At 67.1% G+C, this 17,803-nt stretch carries 24 protein-coding genes; 10 read left to right on the plus strand and 14 right to left on the minus strand.

From position 1 onward, the window contains the following. Positions 1-141 precede the first annotated feature (141 nt). Complete coding sequence (gene sthA / locus AC5Y7D_RS16510; RefSeq protein ID WP_499925973.1) at positions 142-1,548, minus strand: Si-specific NAD(P)(+) transhydrogenase; 1,407 nt, start codon at positions 1,546-1,548, stop codon at positions 142-144. Between the two features lie 112 nt (positions 1,549-1,660). Here sthA and AC5Y7D_RS16515 point away from each other — a divergent pair, with 112 nt between their 5' ends. Further along, on the plus strand, positions 1,661-2,716 hold the full coding sequence (locus AC5Y7D_RS16515; RefSeq protein ID WP_499925822.1) for a DUF4192 domain-containing protein: 1,056 nt from the start codon (positions 1,661-1,663) through the stop codon (positions 2,714-2,716). Positions 2,717-2,729: 13 nt separating this feature from the next. Here AC5Y7D_RS16515 and AC5Y7D_RS16520 read toward each other — a convergent pair whose 3' ends face one another. The 3 genes from AC5Y7D_RS16520 to AC5Y7D_RS16530 form a co-directional block, all read right to left on the minus strand. After that, positions 2,730-3,422: an iron-dependent transcriptional repressor DtxR gene (locus AC5Y7D_RS16520; protein WP_499925824.1), complete on the minus strand. Its 693-nt coding sequence runs from the start codon at positions 3,420-3,422 to the stop codon at positions 2,730-2,732. Positions 3,423-3,569: 147 nt separating this feature from the next. Further along, positions 3,570-4,541: a sigma-70 family RNA polymerase sigma factor SigB gene (sigB, locus tag AC5Y7D_RS16525; RefSeq protein ID WP_499925974.1), complete on the minus strand. Its 972-nt coding sequence runs from the start codon at positions 4,539-4,541 to the stop codon at positions 3,570-3,572. A 147-nt stretch (positions 4,542-4,688) separates the two neighbouring features. Further along, positions 4,689-5,096, minus strand: a complete 408-nt coding sequence (locus AC5Y7D_RS16530) for a DUF3099 domain-containing protein (RefSeq protein WP_499925826.1) — start codon at positions 5,094-5,096, stop codon at positions 4,689-4,691. 77 nt (positions 5,097-5,173) lie between these two features. On the opposite strand from AC5Y7D_RS16530, the gene AC5Y7D_RS16535 reads away from it, so the two are divergent. After that, entirely contained in the window at positions 5,174-5,413 is a 240-nt protein-coding gene (locus AC5Y7D_RS16535) for a DUF3039 domain-containing protein (RefSeq protein ID WP_055578417.1), read from the plus strand. Here the strand turns inward: AC5Y7D_RS16535 and AC5Y7D_RS16540 are convergent, their stop codons facing one another. Both AC5Y7D_RS16540 and AC5Y7D_RS16545 read right to left on the minus strand, forming a co-directional pair. Further along, complete coding sequence (locus tag AC5Y7D_RS16540) at positions 5,414-6,409, minus strand: YihY/virulence factor BrkB family protein (protein WP_499925828.1); 996 nt, start codon at positions 6,407-6,409, stop codon at positions 5,414-5,416. It lies immediately after the preceding gene. Between the two features lie 65 nt (positions 6,410-6,474). Then, positions 6,475-6,660 carry a DUF7455 domain-containing protein gene (locus AC5Y7D_RS16545; RefSeq protein WP_499925830.1) on the minus strand — a complete coding sequence of 62 codons (186 nt, stop codon included), beginning with the start codon at positions 6,658-6,660 and terminating at the stop codon, positions 6,475-6,477. A 126-nt stretch (positions 6,661-6,786) separates the two neighbouring features. Between AC5Y7D_RS16545 and AC5Y7D_RS16550 the strand changes: the two genes are divergently transcribed. Continuing rightward, complete coding sequence (locus tag AC5Y7D_RS16550; protein ID WP_499925832.1) at positions 6,787-7,167, plus strand: DUF952 domain-containing protein; 381 nt, start codon at positions 6,787-6,789, stop codon at positions 7,165-7,167. On the opposite strand, the gene AC5Y7D_RS16555 is transcribed toward AC5Y7D_RS16550, so the two are convergent. Then, positions 7,152-7,523, minus strand: a complete 372-nt coding sequence (locus AC5Y7D_RS16555) for a RidA family protein (protein ID WP_499925834.1) — start codon at positions 7,521-7,523, stop codon at positions 7,152-7,154. The two genes, AC5Y7D_RS16550 and AC5Y7D_RS16555, sit on opposite strands and share 16 nt — an antisense overlap. 62 nt (positions 7,524-7,585) lie before the next feature. On the opposite strand from AC5Y7D_RS16555, the gene AC5Y7D_RS16560 reads away from it, so the two are divergent. Further along, positions 7,586-8,035 carry a DUF4352 domain-containing protein gene (locus AC5Y7D_RS16560; RefSeq protein ID WP_499925836.1) on the plus strand — a complete coding sequence of 150 codons (450 nt, stop codon included), beginning with the start codon at positions 7,586-7,588 and terminating at the stop codon, positions 8,033-8,035. A 4-nt stretch (positions 8,036-8,039) separates the two neighbouring features. Here AC5Y7D_RS16560 and AC5Y7D_RS16565 read toward each other — a convergent pair whose 3' ends face one another. Both AC5Y7D_RS16565 and ppgK read right to left on the minus strand, forming a co-directional pair. Next, positions 8,040-9,518, minus strand: coding sequence for an RNA polymerase sigma factor (locus AC5Y7D_RS16565; protein ID WP_499925838.1), 1,479 nt, complete (start codon positions 9,516-9,518; stop codon positions 8,040-8,042). Between the two features lie 178 nt (positions 9,519-9,696). Beyond that, a complete protein-coding gene (gene ppgK, locus AC5Y7D_RS16570; protein ID WP_499925840.1) occupies positions 9,697-10,491 on the minus strand; it encodes a polyphosphate--glucose phosphotransferase in 795 nt (264 codons plus the stop codon). A gap of 116 nt (positions 10,492-10,607) precedes the next feature. Here ppgK and AC5Y7D_RS16575 point away from each other — a divergent pair, with 116 nt between their 5' ends. Then, complete coding sequence (locus AC5Y7D_RS16575; protein ID WP_499925841.1) at positions 10,608-11,471, plus strand: inositol monophosphatase family protein; 864 nt, start codon at positions 10,608-10,610, stop codon at positions 11,469-11,471. A 5-nt stretch (positions 11,472-11,476) separates the two neighbouring features. Here AC5Y7D_RS16575 and cei read toward each other — a convergent pair whose 3' ends face one another. Then, the gene (gene cei / locus AC5Y7D_RS16580; protein WP_499925843.1) at positions 11,477-12,130 is read right to left on the minus strand and encodes an envelope integrity protein Cei; all 654 of its coding nucleotides are present in this window, start codon (positions 12,128-12,130) and stop codon (positions 11,477-11,479) included. Positions 12,131-12,321: 191 nt separating this feature from the next. On the opposite strand from cei, the gene AC5Y7D_RS16585 reads away from it, so the two are divergent. Beyond that, positions 12,322-12,624 carry a DUF4193 domain-containing protein gene (locus AC5Y7D_RS16585; protein ID WP_003919098.1) on the plus strand — a complete coding sequence of 101 codons (303 nt, stop codon included), beginning with the start codon at positions 12,322-12,324 and terminating at the stop codon, positions 12,622-12,624. Positions 12,625-12,633: 9 nt separating this feature from the next. Here the strand turns inward: AC5Y7D_RS16585 and AC5Y7D_RS16590 are convergent, their stop codons facing one another. Next, positions 12,634-13,110 carry a DUF3093 domain-containing protein gene (locus tag AC5Y7D_RS16590; RefSeq protein WP_499925844.1) on the minus strand — a complete coding sequence of 159 codons (477 nt, stop codon included), beginning with the start codon at positions 13,108-13,110 and terminating at the stop codon, positions 12,634-12,636. Between the two features lie 25 nt (positions 13,111-13,135). On the opposite strand from AC5Y7D_RS16590, the gene dut reads away from it, so the two are divergent. Together dut and AC5Y7D_RS16600 are read left to right on the plus strand one after the other, a co-directional pair. Further along, positions 13,136-13,600, plus strand: coding sequence for a dUTP diphosphatase (gene dut, locus AC5Y7D_RS16595; protein ID WP_499925846.1), 465 nt, complete (start codon positions 13,136-13,138; stop codon positions 13,598-13,600). A 47-nt stretch (positions 13,601-13,647) separates the two neighbouring features. Further along, on the plus strand, positions 13,648-14,403 hold the full coding sequence (locus AC5Y7D_RS16600) for a DUF3710 domain-containing protein (protein WP_499925848.1): 756 nt from the start codon (positions 13,648-13,650) through the stop codon (positions 14,401-14,403). Here the strand turns inward: AC5Y7D_RS16600 and AC5Y7D_RS16605 are convergent. Then, on the minus strand, positions 14,400-15,101 hold the full coding sequence (locus AC5Y7D_RS16605) for an alpha/beta hydrolase (protein WP_499925850.1): 702 nt from the start codon (positions 15,099-15,101) through the stop codon (positions 14,400-14,402). The genes AC5Y7D_RS16600 and AC5Y7D_RS16605 overlap by 4 nt on opposite strands. A 155-nt stretch (positions 15,102-15,256) precedes the next feature. Here AC5Y7D_RS16605 and AC5Y7D_RS16610 point away from each other — a divergent pair, with 155 nt between their 5' ends. Continuing rightward, positions 15,257-15,625, plus strand: coding sequence for an OB-fold nucleic acid binding domain-containing protein (locus AC5Y7D_RS16610; protein ID WP_055578430.1), 369 nt, complete (start codon positions 15,257-15,259; stop codon positions 15,623-15,625). A 34-nt stretch (positions 15,626-15,659) separates the two neighbouring features. Further along, on the plus strand, positions 15,660-16,325 hold the full coding sequence (locus tag AC5Y7D_RS16615; RefSeq protein ID WP_499925852.1) for a DUF3159 domain-containing protein: 666 nt from the start codon (positions 15,660-15,662) through the stop codon (positions 16,323-16,325). Between the two features lie 6 nt (positions 16,326-16,331). On the opposite strand, the gene AC5Y7D_RS16620 is transcribed toward AC5Y7D_RS16615, so the two are convergent. Together AC5Y7D_RS16620 and AC5Y7D_RS16625 are read right to left on the minus strand one after the other, a co-directional pair. Then, positions 16,332-16,994: a potassium channel family protein gene (locus AC5Y7D_RS16620; protein WP_499925854.1), complete on the minus strand. Its 663-nt coding sequence runs from the start codon at positions 16,992-16,994 to the stop codon at positions 16,332-16,334. A 108-nt stretch (positions 16,995-17,102) separates the two neighbouring features. Beyond that, the gene (locus AC5Y7D_RS16625) at positions 17,103-17,774 is read right to left on the minus strand and encodes a potassium channel family protein (protein ID WP_499925856.1); all 672 of its coding nucleotides are present in this window, start codon (positions 17,772-17,774) and stop codon (positions 17,103-17,105) included. Positions 17,775-17,803 lie beyond the last annotated feature (29 nt).

The raw sequence follows: 17,803 nt of genomic DNA on the forward strand, positions 1-17,803 counted from the left end.
GCGAGGTATCCATTATCGAACAGGAATTCCGGTGCCCGGCGACCGCCCGGACACCCCCATGGCCGGCCCGTTCGTCAACGCCGCGCGGGCGCGTTCTATTCGCGCGGAAATCCTGGGCCGGGGGTTGGTCGCTGACGGCCGTTACCGGCGGAACTGGTGCAGCGCGCGCATCTTGTTGGTGACGTCCAGCGCGGCGACCTTGTAGGCCTCGGAGAACGTCGGGTAGTTGAACACCGCGTCCACCAGGTAGTCGACGGTACCTCCGCACCCCATCACGGCCTGTCCGATGTGCACCATCTCGGTTGCGCTGGTGCCGAAGATGTGGGCACCGAGCAGCGTGCGGTCGGTGGTGGAAACCAGCAGTTTGAGCATGCCGTAGGAGTCGCCGGCGATCTGGCCGCGGGCCAGCTCGCGATACCGGCACACGCCCACCTCGTACGGGACCGAGTCCTTGGTCAGCTCCACCTCGGTCTTTCCGACGTAGGACACCTCGGGGATCGAGTAGATCCCGATCGGCTGCAGGGTGGTGATGCCGTCGGTCGGCTCTCCGAACGCGTGGTAGGCGGCCAGCCGGCCCTGATCCATCGAGGTCGCGGCCAGCGCCGGAAAACCGATGACATCGCCTACGGCGTAGATGTGTTCGACCTTGGTCTGGAATTGGTCGTCGACGAAAATCCTGCCGCGATGGTCGGTGTCCAGCCCGGCATTCTCCAGGCCCAGGTGTTCGGTCTGGCCCTCACGGCCCGCCGAGTACATCACCGTTTCGGCTGGAATCTGCTTTCCGCTGGCCAGCGTGGTGACCGTGCCCGCGGCGCCGACGTCGACGGCGGTGACCTCTTCGCCGAAGCGGAACGTGACCGCCAGGTCGCGCAGGTGAAACTTGAGTGCCTCGACGATTTCGGGGTCGCAGAAGTCGAGCATCGTGTCGCGCTTCTCCACGACGGTGACCTTGGTGCCCAGCGCGGCGAACATCGACGCGTACTCGATGCCGATGACCCCCGCACCGACCACCACCATCGATGCCGGCAGCGACCGTAGGTCCAGGATGCCGTCGGAGTCCAGGACCCGGCGCTCGTCGAACTCGATGCCGGACGGGCGCACCGGTTTGGTGCCGGTGGCGATGACGACATAGTCGCCGCTGACCGTCACCCGCTCGCCCTGGGCGTCTTCCTCCACCAGGACCGTGTGCGGGTCGATGAAGCGGCCGTGCCCCAGCACCAGGTCGATCCGGTTGCGCATCAGTTGCGAACGCACCACGTCGACCTGCTTGCCGATCACGTGCTGGGTGCGCGCCAGCAGGTCGGCCGGAGTGATCTTGTCCTTCACGCGGTAGCTCGCGCCGTAGAGTTCGCGCTGACTCATCCCGGTCAGGTAGACGACCGCCTCGCGCAGGGTCTTCGACGGGATGGTGCCCGTGTTGACGCAGACGCCGCCGACCATGCGCCCCCGCTCGACGATCGCGACAGACTTGCCCAGCTTGGCCGCGGCGATGGCGGCCTTCTGGCCGCCGGGCCCGGATCCGATAACGACCAGGTCGTACTCGCGCATCGAAGTCATGAGTAGACGATAAGGCCCACAGTCGCGACTTTCTCCACAAGCGGGTAGCTGAATTGCGTTGCGCGAACACGGAGTGACGGTGGGTGACGTCAGCGTTGACGCCATGACGACGCATGGACCTGACTTCGATCTTGATCGCCCCGCCGCGTTGATTGCCGCGTTGCCGGCCATCCTGGGCTTCGTGCCGGAGAAATCACTGGTGCTGGTGACATTCGAAGGCGGTGGGGTGGGATCGGTGTTGCGCGCCGACCTCTCCGACGAGTTGCCCGACCGGGTCAACGAACTCGCGGCGGTTGCCGCAGCGGCAGCCCCGGACGTCGCGGTGATCGTGATGGTCGATGCCGAAGGGGCGCAGTGTCCGGGGTGCAACGAGGACTACCGCCGGCTTTGGTCGTCGCTCACCGGGGCACTGGCCCGGTACGGCATCGAGCCCCACGCGGCGCATGTGGTGGATCGGATCGCCGCGGGCGGACGCTGGCATTGCGTCGATGGCTGCGGCGCAGGCGGAGAGATCGACGATCCGTCCGCGTCACCCCTGGCGGCAGCCGCGGTGCTGGAAGGCCGACGCCTCTACCCGCGGCGCGCCGACCTGCAGGCGGTGATTGCGCTGGACTCGGCCCGCAGCGCGGCGCTGACGGGGGTCCTCGAGCGCGCTGCGAGCGCGCGCGAGATCGCCCACCGCGCGGACCCCGCGGCCCGCGGCCGTCGCGACGTGGAGAACGCGATGGCCGCCGCCGCGCGGGTGCTCGACGGGCAACAGTTGTCCGACGCCGAGCTGGCTGAGGTGGGCTGCGCCCTGACCGACCTGCAGGTGCGCGACACCCTGTACGCACTCGCCGTGGGGGAGGGTGCCGATGCGGCCGAGTCGCTGTGGATGGTGCTGTCGCGTCTGCTGCCCCCGCCGTGGCGAGTGGAGGCGCTGGTGTTGCTGGCATTCAGCGCCTACGTGCGCGGTGATGGGCCGCTGGCCGGGATGTCGCTGGAAGCCGCGCTGCGCTGCGACCCGAACCATCGGATGGCCGGCATGCTGGACCAGGCGCTGCAATCGGGCTTGCGGCCCAAGGACATTCGCGAACTGGCCGGCACCGGCTACCGACTGGCCGCGCAACTCGGCGTGCGGTTGCCGCCGCGACAGTCGTTCGACAGACGTGCGGGCTAGGCGGTGCGGCGGGTCAGACCTTCTCCACCTTGACCGCGTGCGCCATCTCGCTGGGCAGCGTGACCTTCTCGTGGCCGGGGATGAGGATCGTCACCCCGCCGCTCTGGCCGTTTTCCACGGTGACGCGCGCATTGGGCACCACGCCGGCATCTTTGAGCCGGGTGATCAGGTCGATGTCACCCTGTACGTGCTCGGTGAGCTGGCGGACCACCACGGCGACCGTCGACCCGGGCGGCAGCTCGGTCAAGCGGACCAGGTTGACCTCGTCCGCGCCGGAATCCGGGCCGACGCCCAGGTCGAGCAGGCCCGGGATCGGGTTGCCGAACGGGGATGTCGTCGGATTGTTGAGCACCTTGACCAGTCGCCGTTCGACGTCTTCGCTCATCACGTGCTCCCACCGGCATGCCTCGGCGTGCACTTCCTCCCAGGGCAGCCCGATGACGTCCACCAGGAGGCGTTCGGCAAGGCGGTGTTTGCGCATCACCGAGATGGCCAGTGCCCGGCCCTTGTCGGTGAGTTCGAGGTGCCGGTCGCCGGCGACGCGGAGCAACCCGTCGCGTTCCATCCGGGAAACGGTCTGGCTGACGGTGGGTCCACTCTGCTCGAGGCGTTCGGCAATGCGGGCACGCAGGGGCGTCACGCCCTCCTCTTCGAGGTCGTAGATCGTCCGCAGGTACATCTCGGTGGTATCAACCAGGTCGTTCATTCAGCATCCTCCGTTGCCGCCGAGTCTACTTCGCCAGCCGCGCGAGTGGTTCGTCCAAAACGCGCCACCGCAGCAGTATGCCCGCCGCGCACGCGCGACGGGCACACTGTCTCCCACCAAGCTTGCCAAACTGGCTTGGGCTACACCTCAGCTGGCGTACGACCGCAGGCGGTCGGCCCGCTCGCCGTGGCGCAACTTGCACATCACGTCGCGCTCGATCTGGCGGACCCGCTCGCGGGACAGACCGAACAGCTTGCCGATCTGGTCCAGGGTGCGCGGCTGGCCGTCGTCGAGGCCGAAACGGAGCCGGATCACCTGGTGTTCACGTTCGTCGAGCGTTGCGAGCACACTGCGGATGTCGGTGTGCAACAGCTCCGCGATGACCGCGTTCTCCGCGGACATGGCTTCGGCGTCTTCGATGAAGTCGCCCAACGGGGCCTCTTCCTCGGAGCCGACCGGCATGTCCAGGCTCACGGGGTCGCGGCTGTGCTCCAGCAGGTCGTTGATCTTTTCGATCGGGATGCCTGATTCCTCGGCGAGTTCCTCGTCGGTTGCTTCCCGGCCCAGGTTCTGGTGCATCTCCCGCTTGATCCGTGCCAGCTTGTTGACCTGCTCAACCAGGTGAACGGGCAGCCGGATGGTGCGGCTCTGGTCGGCCATGCCGCGGGTGATGGCTTGCCGGATCCACCAGGTCGCATACGTGGAAAACTTGAAACCCTTTGCGTAATCGAACTTTTCCATCGCTCGGATCAAACCCAGGTTGCCCTCCTGGATCAGGTCCAACAAGGGCATCCCGCGGCCGGTGTAGCGCTTGGCCAGGGAGACGACCAGCCGCAGATTGGCTTCCAGCAGGTGTCGGCGGGCGGCTTGGCCGTCGCGGACGACCGCCGCCAGATCGCGTTTCCGGTTCTCCCCGAGGCGTTTCCGCGTTTCCAGCAGGTGCTCGGCATACAGCCCGGCCTCGATGCGCTTGGCCAACTCCACTTCGTCGGCGGCGTTGAGCAACGCCGTCTTTCCGATGCCGTTCAGGTACACGCGCACCAAGTCCGCGGCTGGGCTTTGAGCATCCAGATCGCCGTCAACCCGGCTTGTGGTGGCCCGTGTAGTGAGTTCGGCCATTACGCCCTCCCGATCGGCTTGTCTTGTCATGTGGTTAACGAGATGCCCGCCGGTTGAGTTCCCACCTGCTCGCTATCTCACACCCCGTGACGTGCAGGAATACGGCGCCGACCTGAGAATGTCCTGAGAAGTGGCGCGCGGGGGAGGTTAGTCGGAACCGTCCGCGTCGATCGTCTGGGAATCTGGCCGCGGCGCGAAGTCTCGCCGCTGCTCCAGGGCCGGCCGTTCTGCGGTCGGGAACAGCGGCGTGCGTTGGCGGGAGTGTTCGAAGCGTCGTGGCTCGTCCGCACTGCGCGGCGGTCGGTCGTTGGCGATCAGGACCGCTATCCAGGGCAACGGTATCGAGGCAGCCACGATCAGCAACGAGATGAGGCCATTGTGCCAGGCCCCGTACGCGAGGGCGGCGAGTAGCAGGGCTGGGATGCGAAAAGCCATGATGCTCAGGTATTTACGCACCCGCGCCCGGTGCTGCACCTCGTAGGACGGTGCGGCAGCAGTGATGAGCACAGGCCGCCCCTCATGGTCGAAGCCGTCAAACTCCGGGGCCCGCTTCATCCTTCTACTGTTGCACACCTGAGCCGATTGCGGTTTCCGCAGTGTCAGGCGCCAGGTCAGGAGGCAGAATGTCAGGGATGGACACCCAGACGATCGAGCGCACCGATACCCGCGAACGCACCGATGACGGGACCGGTAGCGACACTCCCAAGTACTTCCACTATGTCAAGAAGGACAAGATCGCCGAGAGCGCGGTCATGGGTAACCACGTTGTCGCGTTATGCGGCGAGGTATTCCCCGTCACCAAAGCCGCCAAGCCGGGCTCACCGGTGTGCCCCGACTGCAAGCAGATCTACGAGCGGCTCAAGAAGGGCTGATCAGGTCTTCGGTTCCGCCGCGTCGGTCGCGTCCACCGGGGCAGCGTGCGACTCCGCGACTGACGGGTCGGCCGCGCCGGACAGCCCGGAGGTGCGACGGACGAGCCAGTTGCGCAGTCGGTGTGCATGTGTGGCCGGCGCCGGCCATTCCTCCTGGATGGCGGCGTTGAGTTCGGCGCCGATCATGATCGAGAAGCCGCCGAAGAACGCGAACAACAGGAAGGCGATCGGGGTGGCCAGCGCACCGTAGGTGTAGCCGGTGCTGCCGATCCACCTCAGGTAGAACCGCAATCCCAGCGTGGCGACCAGAAACACCACCGAGGCCAGCACGGTGCCGGGGATCAGCCGATGGGTAGGCAACGGTACCGGTAGGGCGACCCGGTAGAGCACAGTCACTCCGGCCATGAGGCCCAGAATCAATGCCGGATAGTAGCCGTAGTGCAGAAGATTCTGCAGGCCCTCAGGGATGTGCTCGCTCACCTTGCGCGGTCCCACCACCGCGACCGGGGCGGTGATGACCACGAAGGCCAGCATCACCAGGTAGAGGAACAGGGCGAAAAACCGCTGCCGCACCGGATGGCGCAGCGGTGTCTGGTCGTGCGCCTCCACCACCGCGTCCACGAAGGACGAGATGGCTGAGGACCCCGCCCAGAGCGAGATCAAAAATCCCAGTGACACCACCTCGCCGCCTGCGGTGGCGGTGATGTCGCGGATCGAGGGTTCGATGATCTCGTTGACGACGTTGGGAGAGAAGAAGTTGCGCGCCATCGACAAGGTGCTCTTGGTGATGGCCGCGAGGGTGTCCGCACCGAAGAGCGGGGCCACCCAGGCCAACGCCCCCAATATCCCGAGCAGCAGCGGCGGCGTCGAGAGACAGGTCCAAAAACCGGCTTCGGCCGATTCGGAGAAAATCGAATCGTCCCACGCTTTGGACAGCGTCCTTCGGCTGATTTGCCAGACGTGGTGGCGGGAGGGTTTTGGAACCTGGTCGCTCATACCCGTCCAGCATTGCCCATCAGAGCTCGCACCGGCGACATTGGGTGGGGCGAGTTCTGCGGCAATTACTGACTGCTGACCTCCAGGACCGCCGCCAGCTCAACCAGCTTCGCCTCGTGCTTGTTGGCGTGGTGCTGGCAGAAGAGGAGCTCAGCGCCGGAAGGCAGCTTGGCACGTACCCGGGCTGCCGCGCCGCAGCGATCGCAGCGGTCTGCGCGAGTGAGCTCGGGACTGGTCAGAGTTGCGTTCATGGCTCCTCCGTTCTGGCGGTAATTTCACTCTGTCAGACGTTCAGAGTTTTCGCCTTGTTCCCTGACCGTTATGAGGTGTGTCGTTTCTCACGAATATTTGCCCACAAATGGGGCAGGGTAATCATCGTGTCGCAAATTGCCAATGTGCTGGTGCGTTTGTGCTCTGAGCAGGAGTGGAGCTCGGCCCGGGACCGGGGTTGGTTCCCGCCCGAATCCGCGGGACCGGAGGCCGAGGCGTTCGTCCACCTCTCGACGATCGAGCAGGTTCATCTGCCGGCCAACCGGCTCTACCACGGCCGCACCGACATGATGCTGCTGTACGTTGACGGGTCCGCACTCGATGCTCCCGTCCGGTGGGAGCCGGGAGTGCCGACTGACCCGCAGTCGATGCTCTTTCCGCATCTGTACGGACCGCTGCCGGTCGACGCGGTCATCAGAGTGGTGCCGTACCAGCCGGCTGCCGACGGCAGCTTCCCGGCGGCCGACACGAATCAGGGGCCGGTGTAAGCGTCGGCTTCGACCTCCACCAGGAGCTCCGGGGCGATCAGGGCCGACACCTCGACCATGGTGGCGACCGGACGGATCTCGCCGAAGAATTCGGCATGAACCGCGGCCACTTCGCGCCACCGGGAAATGTCGGTCAGGTAGATGCGGGTGCGGACGACGTCGGCCAAGGTCGCTCCGGCTTGCCCGAGGGCAGTTTCGATGCGGCGCAACGCATCCCGGGTCTGCGCGACAAGGCCGTCGCCGTTGCCGGTGGTGCCGGCGACGGCCACGAGGGGGCCGACACGCACCGCTCTCGAATAACCGACGACCGCTTCGAACTCGGAATCCGACGGGACGTTCTGGCGGCTCGCTGACATGGCGCCACAGTACGAGGGGGCGCCGCTTTACCCGCGCGCGATGTGCTGGTAGCTGTGCAGGAGTGCGCAGCAACACCGGATTGGCGTCGATTGTGGTTGCCCTGGCGGCCTCCGGCTGCCTGGGCGCACGGCACACCTCCGCACCGTCGCTCAACGACGAGGTTCTAGTCGGCGAACTGGCGTTCACCGTGACGGCGCTGAGCCTCGGGGTGCCGACGACCGGTTATCGAAGCGCGCAGGGCGTCTTCGTAGTCGTCAACTTGATGGTCCAGAACAAGGGCGATCGGCCGCGATCGGTGTACTGCCAGGACCAGGTACTCCGAGATGCCGCGGGCAAAAAGTACGACAACGCCGTGAGCGTCGAGTCCCGCGAGGTCACCGTCGACCCGGGCAACAAGACGCTCCTCAAGTGCGCGTTCGACGTGCCGAACGGCACACTGCCCGCCGCCGTCGAGCTGCACGACTCGCCGTATTCCCGCGGCGCGACCGTGGCGTTGCTGGGCGGTCGGTGACGCTTTAGTCCAGGTAGTCGCGCAATACCTGCGAACGGCTGGGGTGGCGCAGCTTGGACATCGTCTTGGACTCGATCTGACGGATCCGCTCCCGGGTCACCCCGTAGACCTGCCCGATCTCGTCCAGGGTGCGCGGCTGGCCGTCGGTGAGTCCGAAGCGCAACCGAACGACGCCGGCCTCGCGCTCGGACAGCGTGTCCAGCACCGACTGCAGCTGATCTTGCAGCAGCGTGAAGGACACCGCATCCACCGCCACGACGGCTTCGCTGTCTTCGATGAAGTCACCCAGTTGGCTGTCGCCCTCGTCGCCGATGGTCTGGTCCAGCGAAATGGGCTCGCGGGCGTATTGCTGGATCTCCAGCACCTTCTCCGGCGTGATGTCCATTTCCTTGGCGAGTTCCTCGGGGGTGGGCTCGCGGCCCAGATCCTGCAGCAGCTCGCGCTGGATGCGGCCCAGCTTGTTGATGACCTCGACCATGTGCACCGGGATGCGGATGGTGCGGGCCTGGTCGGCCATGGCGCGGGTGATGGCCTGGCGGATCCACCACGTCGCGTAGGTGGAGAACTTGTAGCCCTTGGTGTAGTCGAACTTCTCCACCGCGCGGATCAGACCGAGGTTGCCCTCCTGGATGAGGTCCAGGAACGCCATGCCCCGGCCGGTGTAGCGCTTGGCCAGCGACACCACCAGACGCAGGTTGGCTTCCAGCAGATGGTTCTTGGCGCGGTCACCGTCCCGGCAGATCCACATCATGTCGCGGCGCTGGGCGGCGGGCAGCTTCTCCCCACGATCCGACAGCTCCATCATCAACTGCGTCGCGTACAAGCCGGCCTCGATCCGCTTGGCCAGCTCGACCTCTTCCTCGGCGTTGAGCAGCGCCACCTTGCCGATCTGCTTGAGGTACGCGCGCACCGAGTCAGCCGAGGCCGTGAGTTCGGCGTCCTTGCGCGCCTGGCGCAGCGCCTCCGACTCGTCCTCGTCCCACACGAAGTCGCCGGACGCCTTGTCCTTCTCGGTGGGCTCGGCGATCTCTTCTTCGTCCTCGACCGGCGCGGCGGTGACGACGGCGGCAGTCACCGGCACGCCCTCCTCGGCGTCGACCGGCTCGATTTCGGCGTCCGGAGCAACTTCGTCCAGGTCGTCGAGGCTCAAATCCGCGGCGTCGATCTCGAGGTCGTCGCCGGGCTCCACGTCAATGTCGGTGTCGAGTTCCTCAGCGGTCTCGAGGGTGACGTCGACGTCGCTAGCCAGCACGTCGGCGTCTTTCGGCTTGGCCGCCGCCGGTGCTTTTGCGGCCGCTTTGGCACGGGTCTTCCTCGGGGCCGCGCCCGGCGCGGCGTCCGCCGCGGGTCCGGCGGCTTTTGCGGCCCGCTTCGCCGGAGCGGAGCCGTGGGCGGCCTTGGCCGCCGTGCGCTTGGCGGGAGGCTTCGCAGCGGTGCGCTTCACCGGTTCATCGGTCGCCGCACTTGCCTTGGTCGCTGCCACATACACCCCTTCGGTTGGACGCACTTCCGGTGGGCCTGGGCATGAATGACCGAAAGTGTCTGCTATGTCGAATGTCGGCGTTTGATATCAGCGTGAGTATCGCGCGCTATCGGTTCGGGCGGCCGCCGACGACCATTGTAACTTCACCACGCCCTGGTACTTGCCGAGCGGACAAAATTCAGTGCGTCACGTCGCCGACGGACGCCATGGCCGCGCCGACGATTCCGGCGTTGTTCTGCAACGTGGCCGGCACGACAGGGGTGCGGTTGTTCAGCAGATGCACCCACTTGTCGGCCTTGCGGCTGATCCCGCCGCCGGCGATGAACAGATCCGGCCAGATGGCGTTCTCGATGGCGACCAGCACCCTGGTCACCTGCTTGGTCCACTGTTCGTAGGTCCAGTTGTTGCGTTCCTTCACCGACGACGCCGCCCGCTCCTCGGCTTCCTTGCCGCCGACCTCAAGGTGGCCGAACTCGGTGTTGGGAATCAGCTTGCCGTTATGGATGACCGCCGAACCGATCCCGGTACCGAAGGTGAGCAGGACCACCAGTCCCTCGTGGCCTTTGCCGGCGCCGTAGCGTTCCTCCGCCAGCCCGGCGGCGTCGGCGTCATTGAGGATGGTGACCTGCTGGCCCGCGAGCTCGGCGCTGATGATGTCGCGGGCGTTGGTCCCGATCCAGGCCCTGTCCACGTTGGCCGCCGTCTGCACGATGCCGTGGGTTACCACGCCGGGATAGGTGACTCCGAGCGGGCCGGTCCAGCCGAAACCGTGGACGACTTCGGCGATCGTCTTGGCGACCGCGTCGGGCGTGGCCGGCTGCGGCGTCAGTAGTTTGATTCGGTCGCCGATCAACTGACCAGTGTCCAGATCGACGATCGCGCCCTTGATGCCACTACCGCCGACGTCGATTCCGAATGCTCGGCGCTGCGACGGGGAACCGGCCGTATCGGATCCAGAGGCGATGCTGGTCATCGAAATCTCCTCGGCGAGACTTTTGGGTTCCGCCCACCTTATAGCGACCCGGTGCGCCAACGGGGTAGGGCGGGTTGAGTCGTCGGTGGAGTGCGCGGTTGTGGTGCGATAGACCCGTGATCCGCTCCGCCGAACCGGCTCATCTGCGCGAGGTGGCCGTGACGGTCGCTACCGAGGCGGCTGCGTTCGTGCGGCGCCGGCGCGCGGAAGTGTTCGGCCGCGGAGCCGAATCCGGCCCCGATGCCGACGCGGTTCAGGCCAAGACCACTCCGACCGACCCGGTGACGGTGGTCGACACCGAGACCGAACAGTTGCTGCGTAACCGGCTGGCGGCGCTTCGCCCCGGCGACCCGGTTCTCGGCGAGGAAGGCGGCGGGCCGCAAGGTCCGGCGGCCGGCGCTGCCGGCACGGTCACCTGGGTGCTCGATCCCATCGACGGGACGGTGAATTTCGTCTACGGCATACCGGTCTACGCCGTGTCGGTCGGCGCCCAGGTCGACGGGGTGTCGGTGGCCGGGGCGGTAGCCGATGTCGTTGCGGGACGGGTGTATTCGGCAGCGGCGGGGCTCGGTGCGCATGTCACCGACGAGCACGGCAGGCACGAGTTGCGATGCAGTGCCGCGGCCGAGCTGTCGATGGCGTTGCTCGGGACCGGGTTCGGGTATTCGCCGACGCGCCGGGCCCGCCAGGCCGAGTTGGTGGCGCAGCTGCTGCCGGTGGTGCGTGACGTGCGTCGTATCGGTTCGGCGGCCCTCGACCTGTGTATGGTCGCCGCCGGGCACCTCGACGCGTACTACGAGCATGGTCTGCAGGTGTGGGACTGCGCGGCGGGCGCGCTGATCGCCGCCGAGGCGGGCGCACGGGTGGTGTTGCCACCGCCGGATGCGGACGGCGCCCTGGTGGTCGCGGCGGCGCCCGGCATCGCCGATGCGCTACTGGCGGCCCTGCAGCGCGTCGGGGGTCTGGACCGGATCGACTGACCAGGTCAGCAGCTGTTGGCGTGGATCTTCGCCAGCAGCGCGTGATCGGCCGGCTCGGTAGCCCCGGGTCGAAGGGTGGCCAGGACGGCGTCGATGTCGTCGTTGTGCGCCAGGGAGTTGAAGTCGGTTCCCAGCGCCAGGTCTACGGAGTCGTCACCGCGGCTGTCGTGGAACAGTTCGGTGCACGGCGCCACCAGCCACAGCGCCGCCGCTGTGGCTTGTCCCGCGGTGCCGAACCGGATCTGGCCCTGACAGGTCATTCGAGTGCCGGCATAGATCGGGTCGTTGGCTGAGGTCGGTTGGGCGAAGCCGAGATCCTGTAGCGCACCGGCGATATCGCCGGCCTGACCACCTCGGCCACTGGCGTTGAGGACGCGGACCTTGGTGTCGCTGAGCTTGGCGGGGGTGACGTCGATCATTTCCGTCCGCGTCACCTGCTCACCGAGCTTGGCCGGGGTCTCGGTGCCCGCGGCCGGTGGCGGCGGATTGCAGACCGCGACCCCACGGACGTCCACCGGCCTGGTGAGCGCGACCGTCCACACCACTCCGGTCACCACCAGCAGGAAGATTGCGACGATGATGGCGGGGCGGGGATTGCGTCGCCGGAAGGGCCGACCGTGCTTGTCGAAGGCGGTACCCTCGGTGATGTGTGCAACCACACATGCACTCTAATCGCACCGTAAACACACCGTTTAAGGCCAAGGACAAGGGTCATTCCAACGGTGTGATGCAAATCACACTCGATTCACCCGTAATACGGGCACGAATAGTTTGGTGCACGCGTTCGACGCTGGTACAAAGCGTTCCTTGAGCTTATGAGGGCCCTGAGGGGACAAGGACGGGGAAGAAGATGCCTACCGACTATGACGCTCCGCGGCGTACGGAGACGGACGACGTCTCTGAAGACTCGCTGGAGGAGCTCAAAGCGCGACGGAACGAGGCGGCGTCCGCCGTGGTCGACGTCGACGAATCCGAATCCGCCGAGTCTTTCGAACTACCTGGCGCCGACCTTTCGGGGGAAGAACTGTCGGTGCGCGTGATTCCCAAGCAGGCTGACGAATTCACCTGCTCGAGTTGCTTTCTGGTGCAACACCGCAGCCGTCTCGCCAGCGAGAAGAACGGCGTGATGATCTGTACCGACTGCGCGGCCTGACGGCTGCACTCAGCTCCGCAAGGCCGACAGCACCCGCGCCGGGTGACGGCAACTCACCATCCAGTAGGGCGTCGGGTCGTCGGGATCGTCGAGGACCAGCAACACCATGGGGCCGACCCAGGCCCGATGCAGCACGTACGCGGCCGGGTCGAGTTGCCGGCCCAAAGCCGCCGATTTGGCGGTACGCGCTATCTCGGCGGATCGGGAAACCACGGTGACCGGCAGATGCGCCTCGCCGGCCCACAGTTCGACCACGCCATCCGCGGCGGTGACCCGCACTTCGACGCGGCCCAACCACAGCAACACGCCCGTCGCCACCGCGAACAGAGTCGCGAACGGCAACCAGTCGGGCAGCGTACGTATGCCCAGGTTGACCTCGAACGCGATGATCGCCGCAAGCGAGAAACCCAGTGGCCACCACCACCAGGGCACCCACAGCCGCTCGCGATATCGCACGCTTTGCGGCGCGACGCGCGTATCCGACACGCGGTCAAGGGTAATCTGTGCCCCCGTGTCGACCAGTCTGGCCATAGTCCGTCTTGATCGGGGTCTGCCGATGCCCAGCCGCGCTCACGACGGTGACGCGGGCGTTGACCTGTTCAGCGCCGAGGACGTCGAGCTGGCACCCGGCCACCGCGCCCTGGTGCGCACGGGCATCGCGGTCGCCATCCCGTTCGGCATGGTCGGATTGGTGCACCCGCGTTCGGGACTGGCCTCGCGCGTCGGGCTGTCGATCGTCAACAGCCCGGGCACCATCGACGCGGGATATCGTGGCGAAATCAAGGTCGCGCTGATCAACCTCGACCCCGCCACCCCGATCGTGGTGCGCCGAGGCGACCGCATTGCCCAATTGCTGGTGCAGCGGGTCGAGCTGGTCGATTTGGTGGAGGTTTCGTCATTCGACGACGCCGGGCTGGCCGACACGTCCCGCGGCGATGGTGGTCACGGTTCCTCCGGCGGACACGCGAGTCTGTGATGCCCCGGGAGGAAGATGAAGCGAAGCGATGAGAAGGAGCGGCGCTGATGCCAGCATTCGGTAGACGCACACGCAAGGACGGCGGCGCTTCCGACCAGGGGCCGGCCGCTCAGGCCGAGCAGCCCGTCGAAGACGCCGACGGCGACGAGGCACTCGATGGCCCGTTCGACATCGAGGACTTCGACGATCCGGCGGACGCCGAGGTAGCCCGGCTCGATCTGGGCTCGGTGCTGATTCCGATGCCGGCGGCGGGGCAGGTGCAGGTCGAGCTGACCGAGACCGGCGTGCCGAGCGCGGTATGGGTCGTCACGCCCAATGGGAGATTCACCATCGCCGCCTATGCGGCCCCCAAGACGGCGGGCCTGTGGCGCGAGGTGGCCAGCGAGCTGGCCGACTCGTTGCGCAAGGATTCGGCCAAGGTCTCCATCAAGGACGGGCCGTGGGGTCGCGAGGTGGTGGGCAGCGCATCCGGCGCGGTGCGCTTCATCGGCGTCGACGGTTACCGCTGGATGATCCGGTGCGTGGTCAACGGGCCGCACGAGACCATCGACGCCCTGACTGACGAGGCGCGTGAGGCCTTGGCGGACACCGTGGTTCGACGTGGCGACACGCCGCTACCGGTCCGCACGCCGCTGCCGGTGCAGTTGCCCGAGCCGATGGTGCAGCAGTTGCGCGAGGCCGCGGCCGCCCAACAGGGAGCCGAGCCGGCCGAACCGCAACCGCCTGCGGACGAGCCGACCGCGCGTCGCAGCAGCGACGGATCGGCGATGCAGCAGTTACGCAGCACGTCGACCGGCGGCTAACCGGCATCAGCCAGCGCCGCCAGGCACGCCGCGCCCAGGGCCTCGGGGTGCGCACCCATCTCATCCAGGGTCACCGTGCGTAGCGCTGCCCGTGGTGCGGCGGTCACCCAGTCGGCGCCGACCCGCAGCGGGTGAATCGGATCGTCGACCGCGGCCGCCACGCCCAGCGGCGGCACCAGCCGCATCAGCTCGGCGCAACTGGGTGCGACAAAGCACGCCGCCTGTTCCATGGCGTCCGGCAGTCGCGGCCACTGGCGTTCCCACGACCTGGCCAGCTCGTCGGCCAGCCACGGGGGGCTCGAGGCCCGCATCTGTGCCGTCGTGGCTGCCAGGCCGTCGCGACGCAACTGCGACGCCGTGTACTGCGCGGCGAGGGCCGCGGGGGCTGAGCCGGGTTCACCGGTCCAGGCCGGTAGGGCCGCCAGCACGGCCACGGTGCGACCAGGATTGGCCAGCGCCCACGTCGCGGCCACCGCGGCACCGATCGACACCCCGCCCACCGCGATCGGCCCGCAGCGTGCCGCGTCGTTCAGCGCCGCCAGATAACCGTCGACGAGCCGGTCCGGTAGCGGCGCAGGTGTGACCAACACCGCACCGTGGGCGTGCAGCGGGCCGGAAAACGCCCGGTCAACGTAGTTTTCGTCGGATCCGGTGCCCGGCAACAACACCGTCGTGACACCGCGCAAATCGACTACCACCTCCTCATAGTGCCTGGTGTCGAAGACACCCGAAGATCATTGGTTTCGTCTATGTGGCGTCAGGGAACCAACAGGGCTACGGTGACCGTTGGCATGGTGGAAAATGCTGACTGAACCAGAGCTTTTCTAACGACGTCGAAGTGTCAGGAGTGGCCATGGGGGCCCAAGGGTATCTACGCCGGCTCACCCGTCGGTTGACGGAAGACCCGGAACAACGCGACGTCGAAGAACTCTCCGACGAAGTCCTCAATACCGGCGCGCAGCGCGCCATCGACTGCCAGCGCGGCCAGGAGGTCACGATGGTGGGGACGCTGCGCAGCGTCGAGACGAACGGCAAGGGATGTTCCGGCGGAGTCCGCGCGGAACTGTTCGACGGCAGCGACACCGTCACCCTGGTGTGGTTGGGGCAGCGGCGGATTCCCGGGATCGAGTCCGGACGGACCCTGCGGGTGCGGGGCCGGATGGGCAAGATGGAGAACGGCACCAAGGCCATCTACAACCCGCACTACGAAATCCAGCGTTGACTGTCCTCACCCCACGGCTTTGCGTCGATTTCCCGTGAGCGATAACCGTTTCAGCGCCGACCGCCTGCTGGCCCAGGCAGGCGGCGTAAGCGGCCTCGTCTACTCGACGCTGCCGGTGGTGACCTTCGTGATCGCGTCCAGCGTCGCCGGGCTGCTGCCGGCGATCGGCTGCGCGCTGGGTGTCGCGGCCCTGGTGCTGCTGTGGCGGCTGATGCGCCGAGATTCCGTGCAGCCGGCGGTGTCGGGCTTCTTCGGTGTCGCCGTCTGTGCGCTGATCGCCTACCTGGTCGGGCAGTCCAAGGGTTACTTCCTGCTGGGCATCTGGATGTCGCTGTTCTGGGCTGTGGTGTTCGGGGCGTCGATACTGATCCGCCGTCCGGTGGTGGGTTACCTCTGGAGCTGGGCCAGCGGCCGCGACAACGGTTGGCGTGCGGCGTCGCGCGCGGTGTATGCGTTCGACCTCGCGACGCTGTGCTGGACCCTGGTGTTCATCGCCCGCTTCGCCGTCCAGGGGCAGCTGTACGAACTCGGCAAGACCGGCTGGCTGGGGGTGACCCGGATCGCGATGGGCTGGCCGCTGACCGCGGTGGCGGCCCTGGTGACGTACTGGGCGATAAAGGCCGCGCTACGAGCGATTTCGGCACGGCAGCGCCCGGTCACGGCCGGCGCAGACATCGACGGGGACGCCGTCCGCGACTAGCGGGACTCAGGTGGTCGGCAGCAGCAGCTCGCGCAGGTCCGCTTCCGCCTCGGTGATCGCGACGAACAGCAACTCGTCGCCGCCTTCGAGTGGTTCGTCGCCCTCGGGGACGATCACCCGTGACCCCCGCAGAATCGTCACCAGCGAGACATTGCGCGGCAACTGCAGCTTGCGCACCGGCTTGCCGCCCCACGGCGTGTCGTCGGGCAGGGTGATCTCGACCAGATTGGCCTGGCCCTTGCGGAACTCCATCAGCCGCACCAGGTCGCCCACGGCGACGGCTTCCTCGATCAGCGAGGCCAGCATGCGTGGCGTCGACACCGCCACGTCGACCCCCCACGCGTCGGTGAACAGCCACTCGTTGCGCGGGTCGTTGACCCGGGCAACCACCCGGGGGACCGCGAATTCGGTTTTTGCCAGCAGGCTGAGCACCACGTTGACCTTGTCGTCACCGGTGGCGGCGACCACGACGTCGAAATCCTCGAGGTGCATCTGCTCGAGCAGGCTCAGTTCGCAGGCGTCACCCAACAGCCAGTGCGCGGCGGGGATGGCGTCGGTGTCGAGGTGGTCGGCATTGCGCTCGATCAGCGTCACGTCATGTGAGTTGGCGACGAGCTCCCGGGCCACGGAGCGCCCCACTGCGCCGGCCCCGGCGACGGCTACCTTCATTTGCGCCACTCTCCCCCGCAAGCGGGTGGTACCCCCATAACCCCGGCTCCGCCGGCGTCTTCGTCGTCGCCGCGCTTCATTTCCTACCCCCGGCGTTGTCAGCACATGTCATTTTTCCAAGTCCTCGCTCGGCGGCAGGGCTGCGATGGCGACGGCTTCAGCGGCGCGCCCGGAGATGGCGGCGACGTACACCTGGTCGCCGGCCTGGAGCACGGTCTTGGGTTCGGGCAGGATGCCGGTGCCGAACCGGATCAGGAACGCCACCCGGGCGCCGGTGGCCTGCTCCAAGTCGGTGGCGCGGCGTCCCACCCAGTCCTCGTGCAGCACCACCTGAGCCACCGCGACGGTACCCGTCGGATCTCGCCACTTGGCTGTCTCGGTCTCCTGTGTCAGGGCGTTGAGCAGTCGGTCGGTGGTCCACGGCACGGTGGCGATCGTGGGGATACCCAGGCGCTCGTAGACCTCCGCGCGTTTGGCGTCGTAGATCCGCGCGACCACCCGACGCACGCCGAAGGTCTCCCGGGCCAGCCGCGCGGAGATGATGTTGGAGTTGTCGCCGGACGACACCGCCGCGAACGCGTCGGCGCCTTCGATACCGGCCCGCAGCAGCACGTCGCGGTCGAAACCCTGACCGAGCACCCGGTCGCCGTCGAACTCCGGGCTGAGCCGGTTGAAGGCGGCGCTGTCGCGGTCGATCACCGCGACGTCATGGCCGATCCGCGACAGACCGTCTGCCACCGACGACCCGACCCGGCCGCACCCCATCACAACCACGCGCACGTAGAGGTCCTTTCCGGACGTTGGTGAAC

It is taken from the genome of Mycobacterium sp. NGS49, assembly GCF_059812565.1.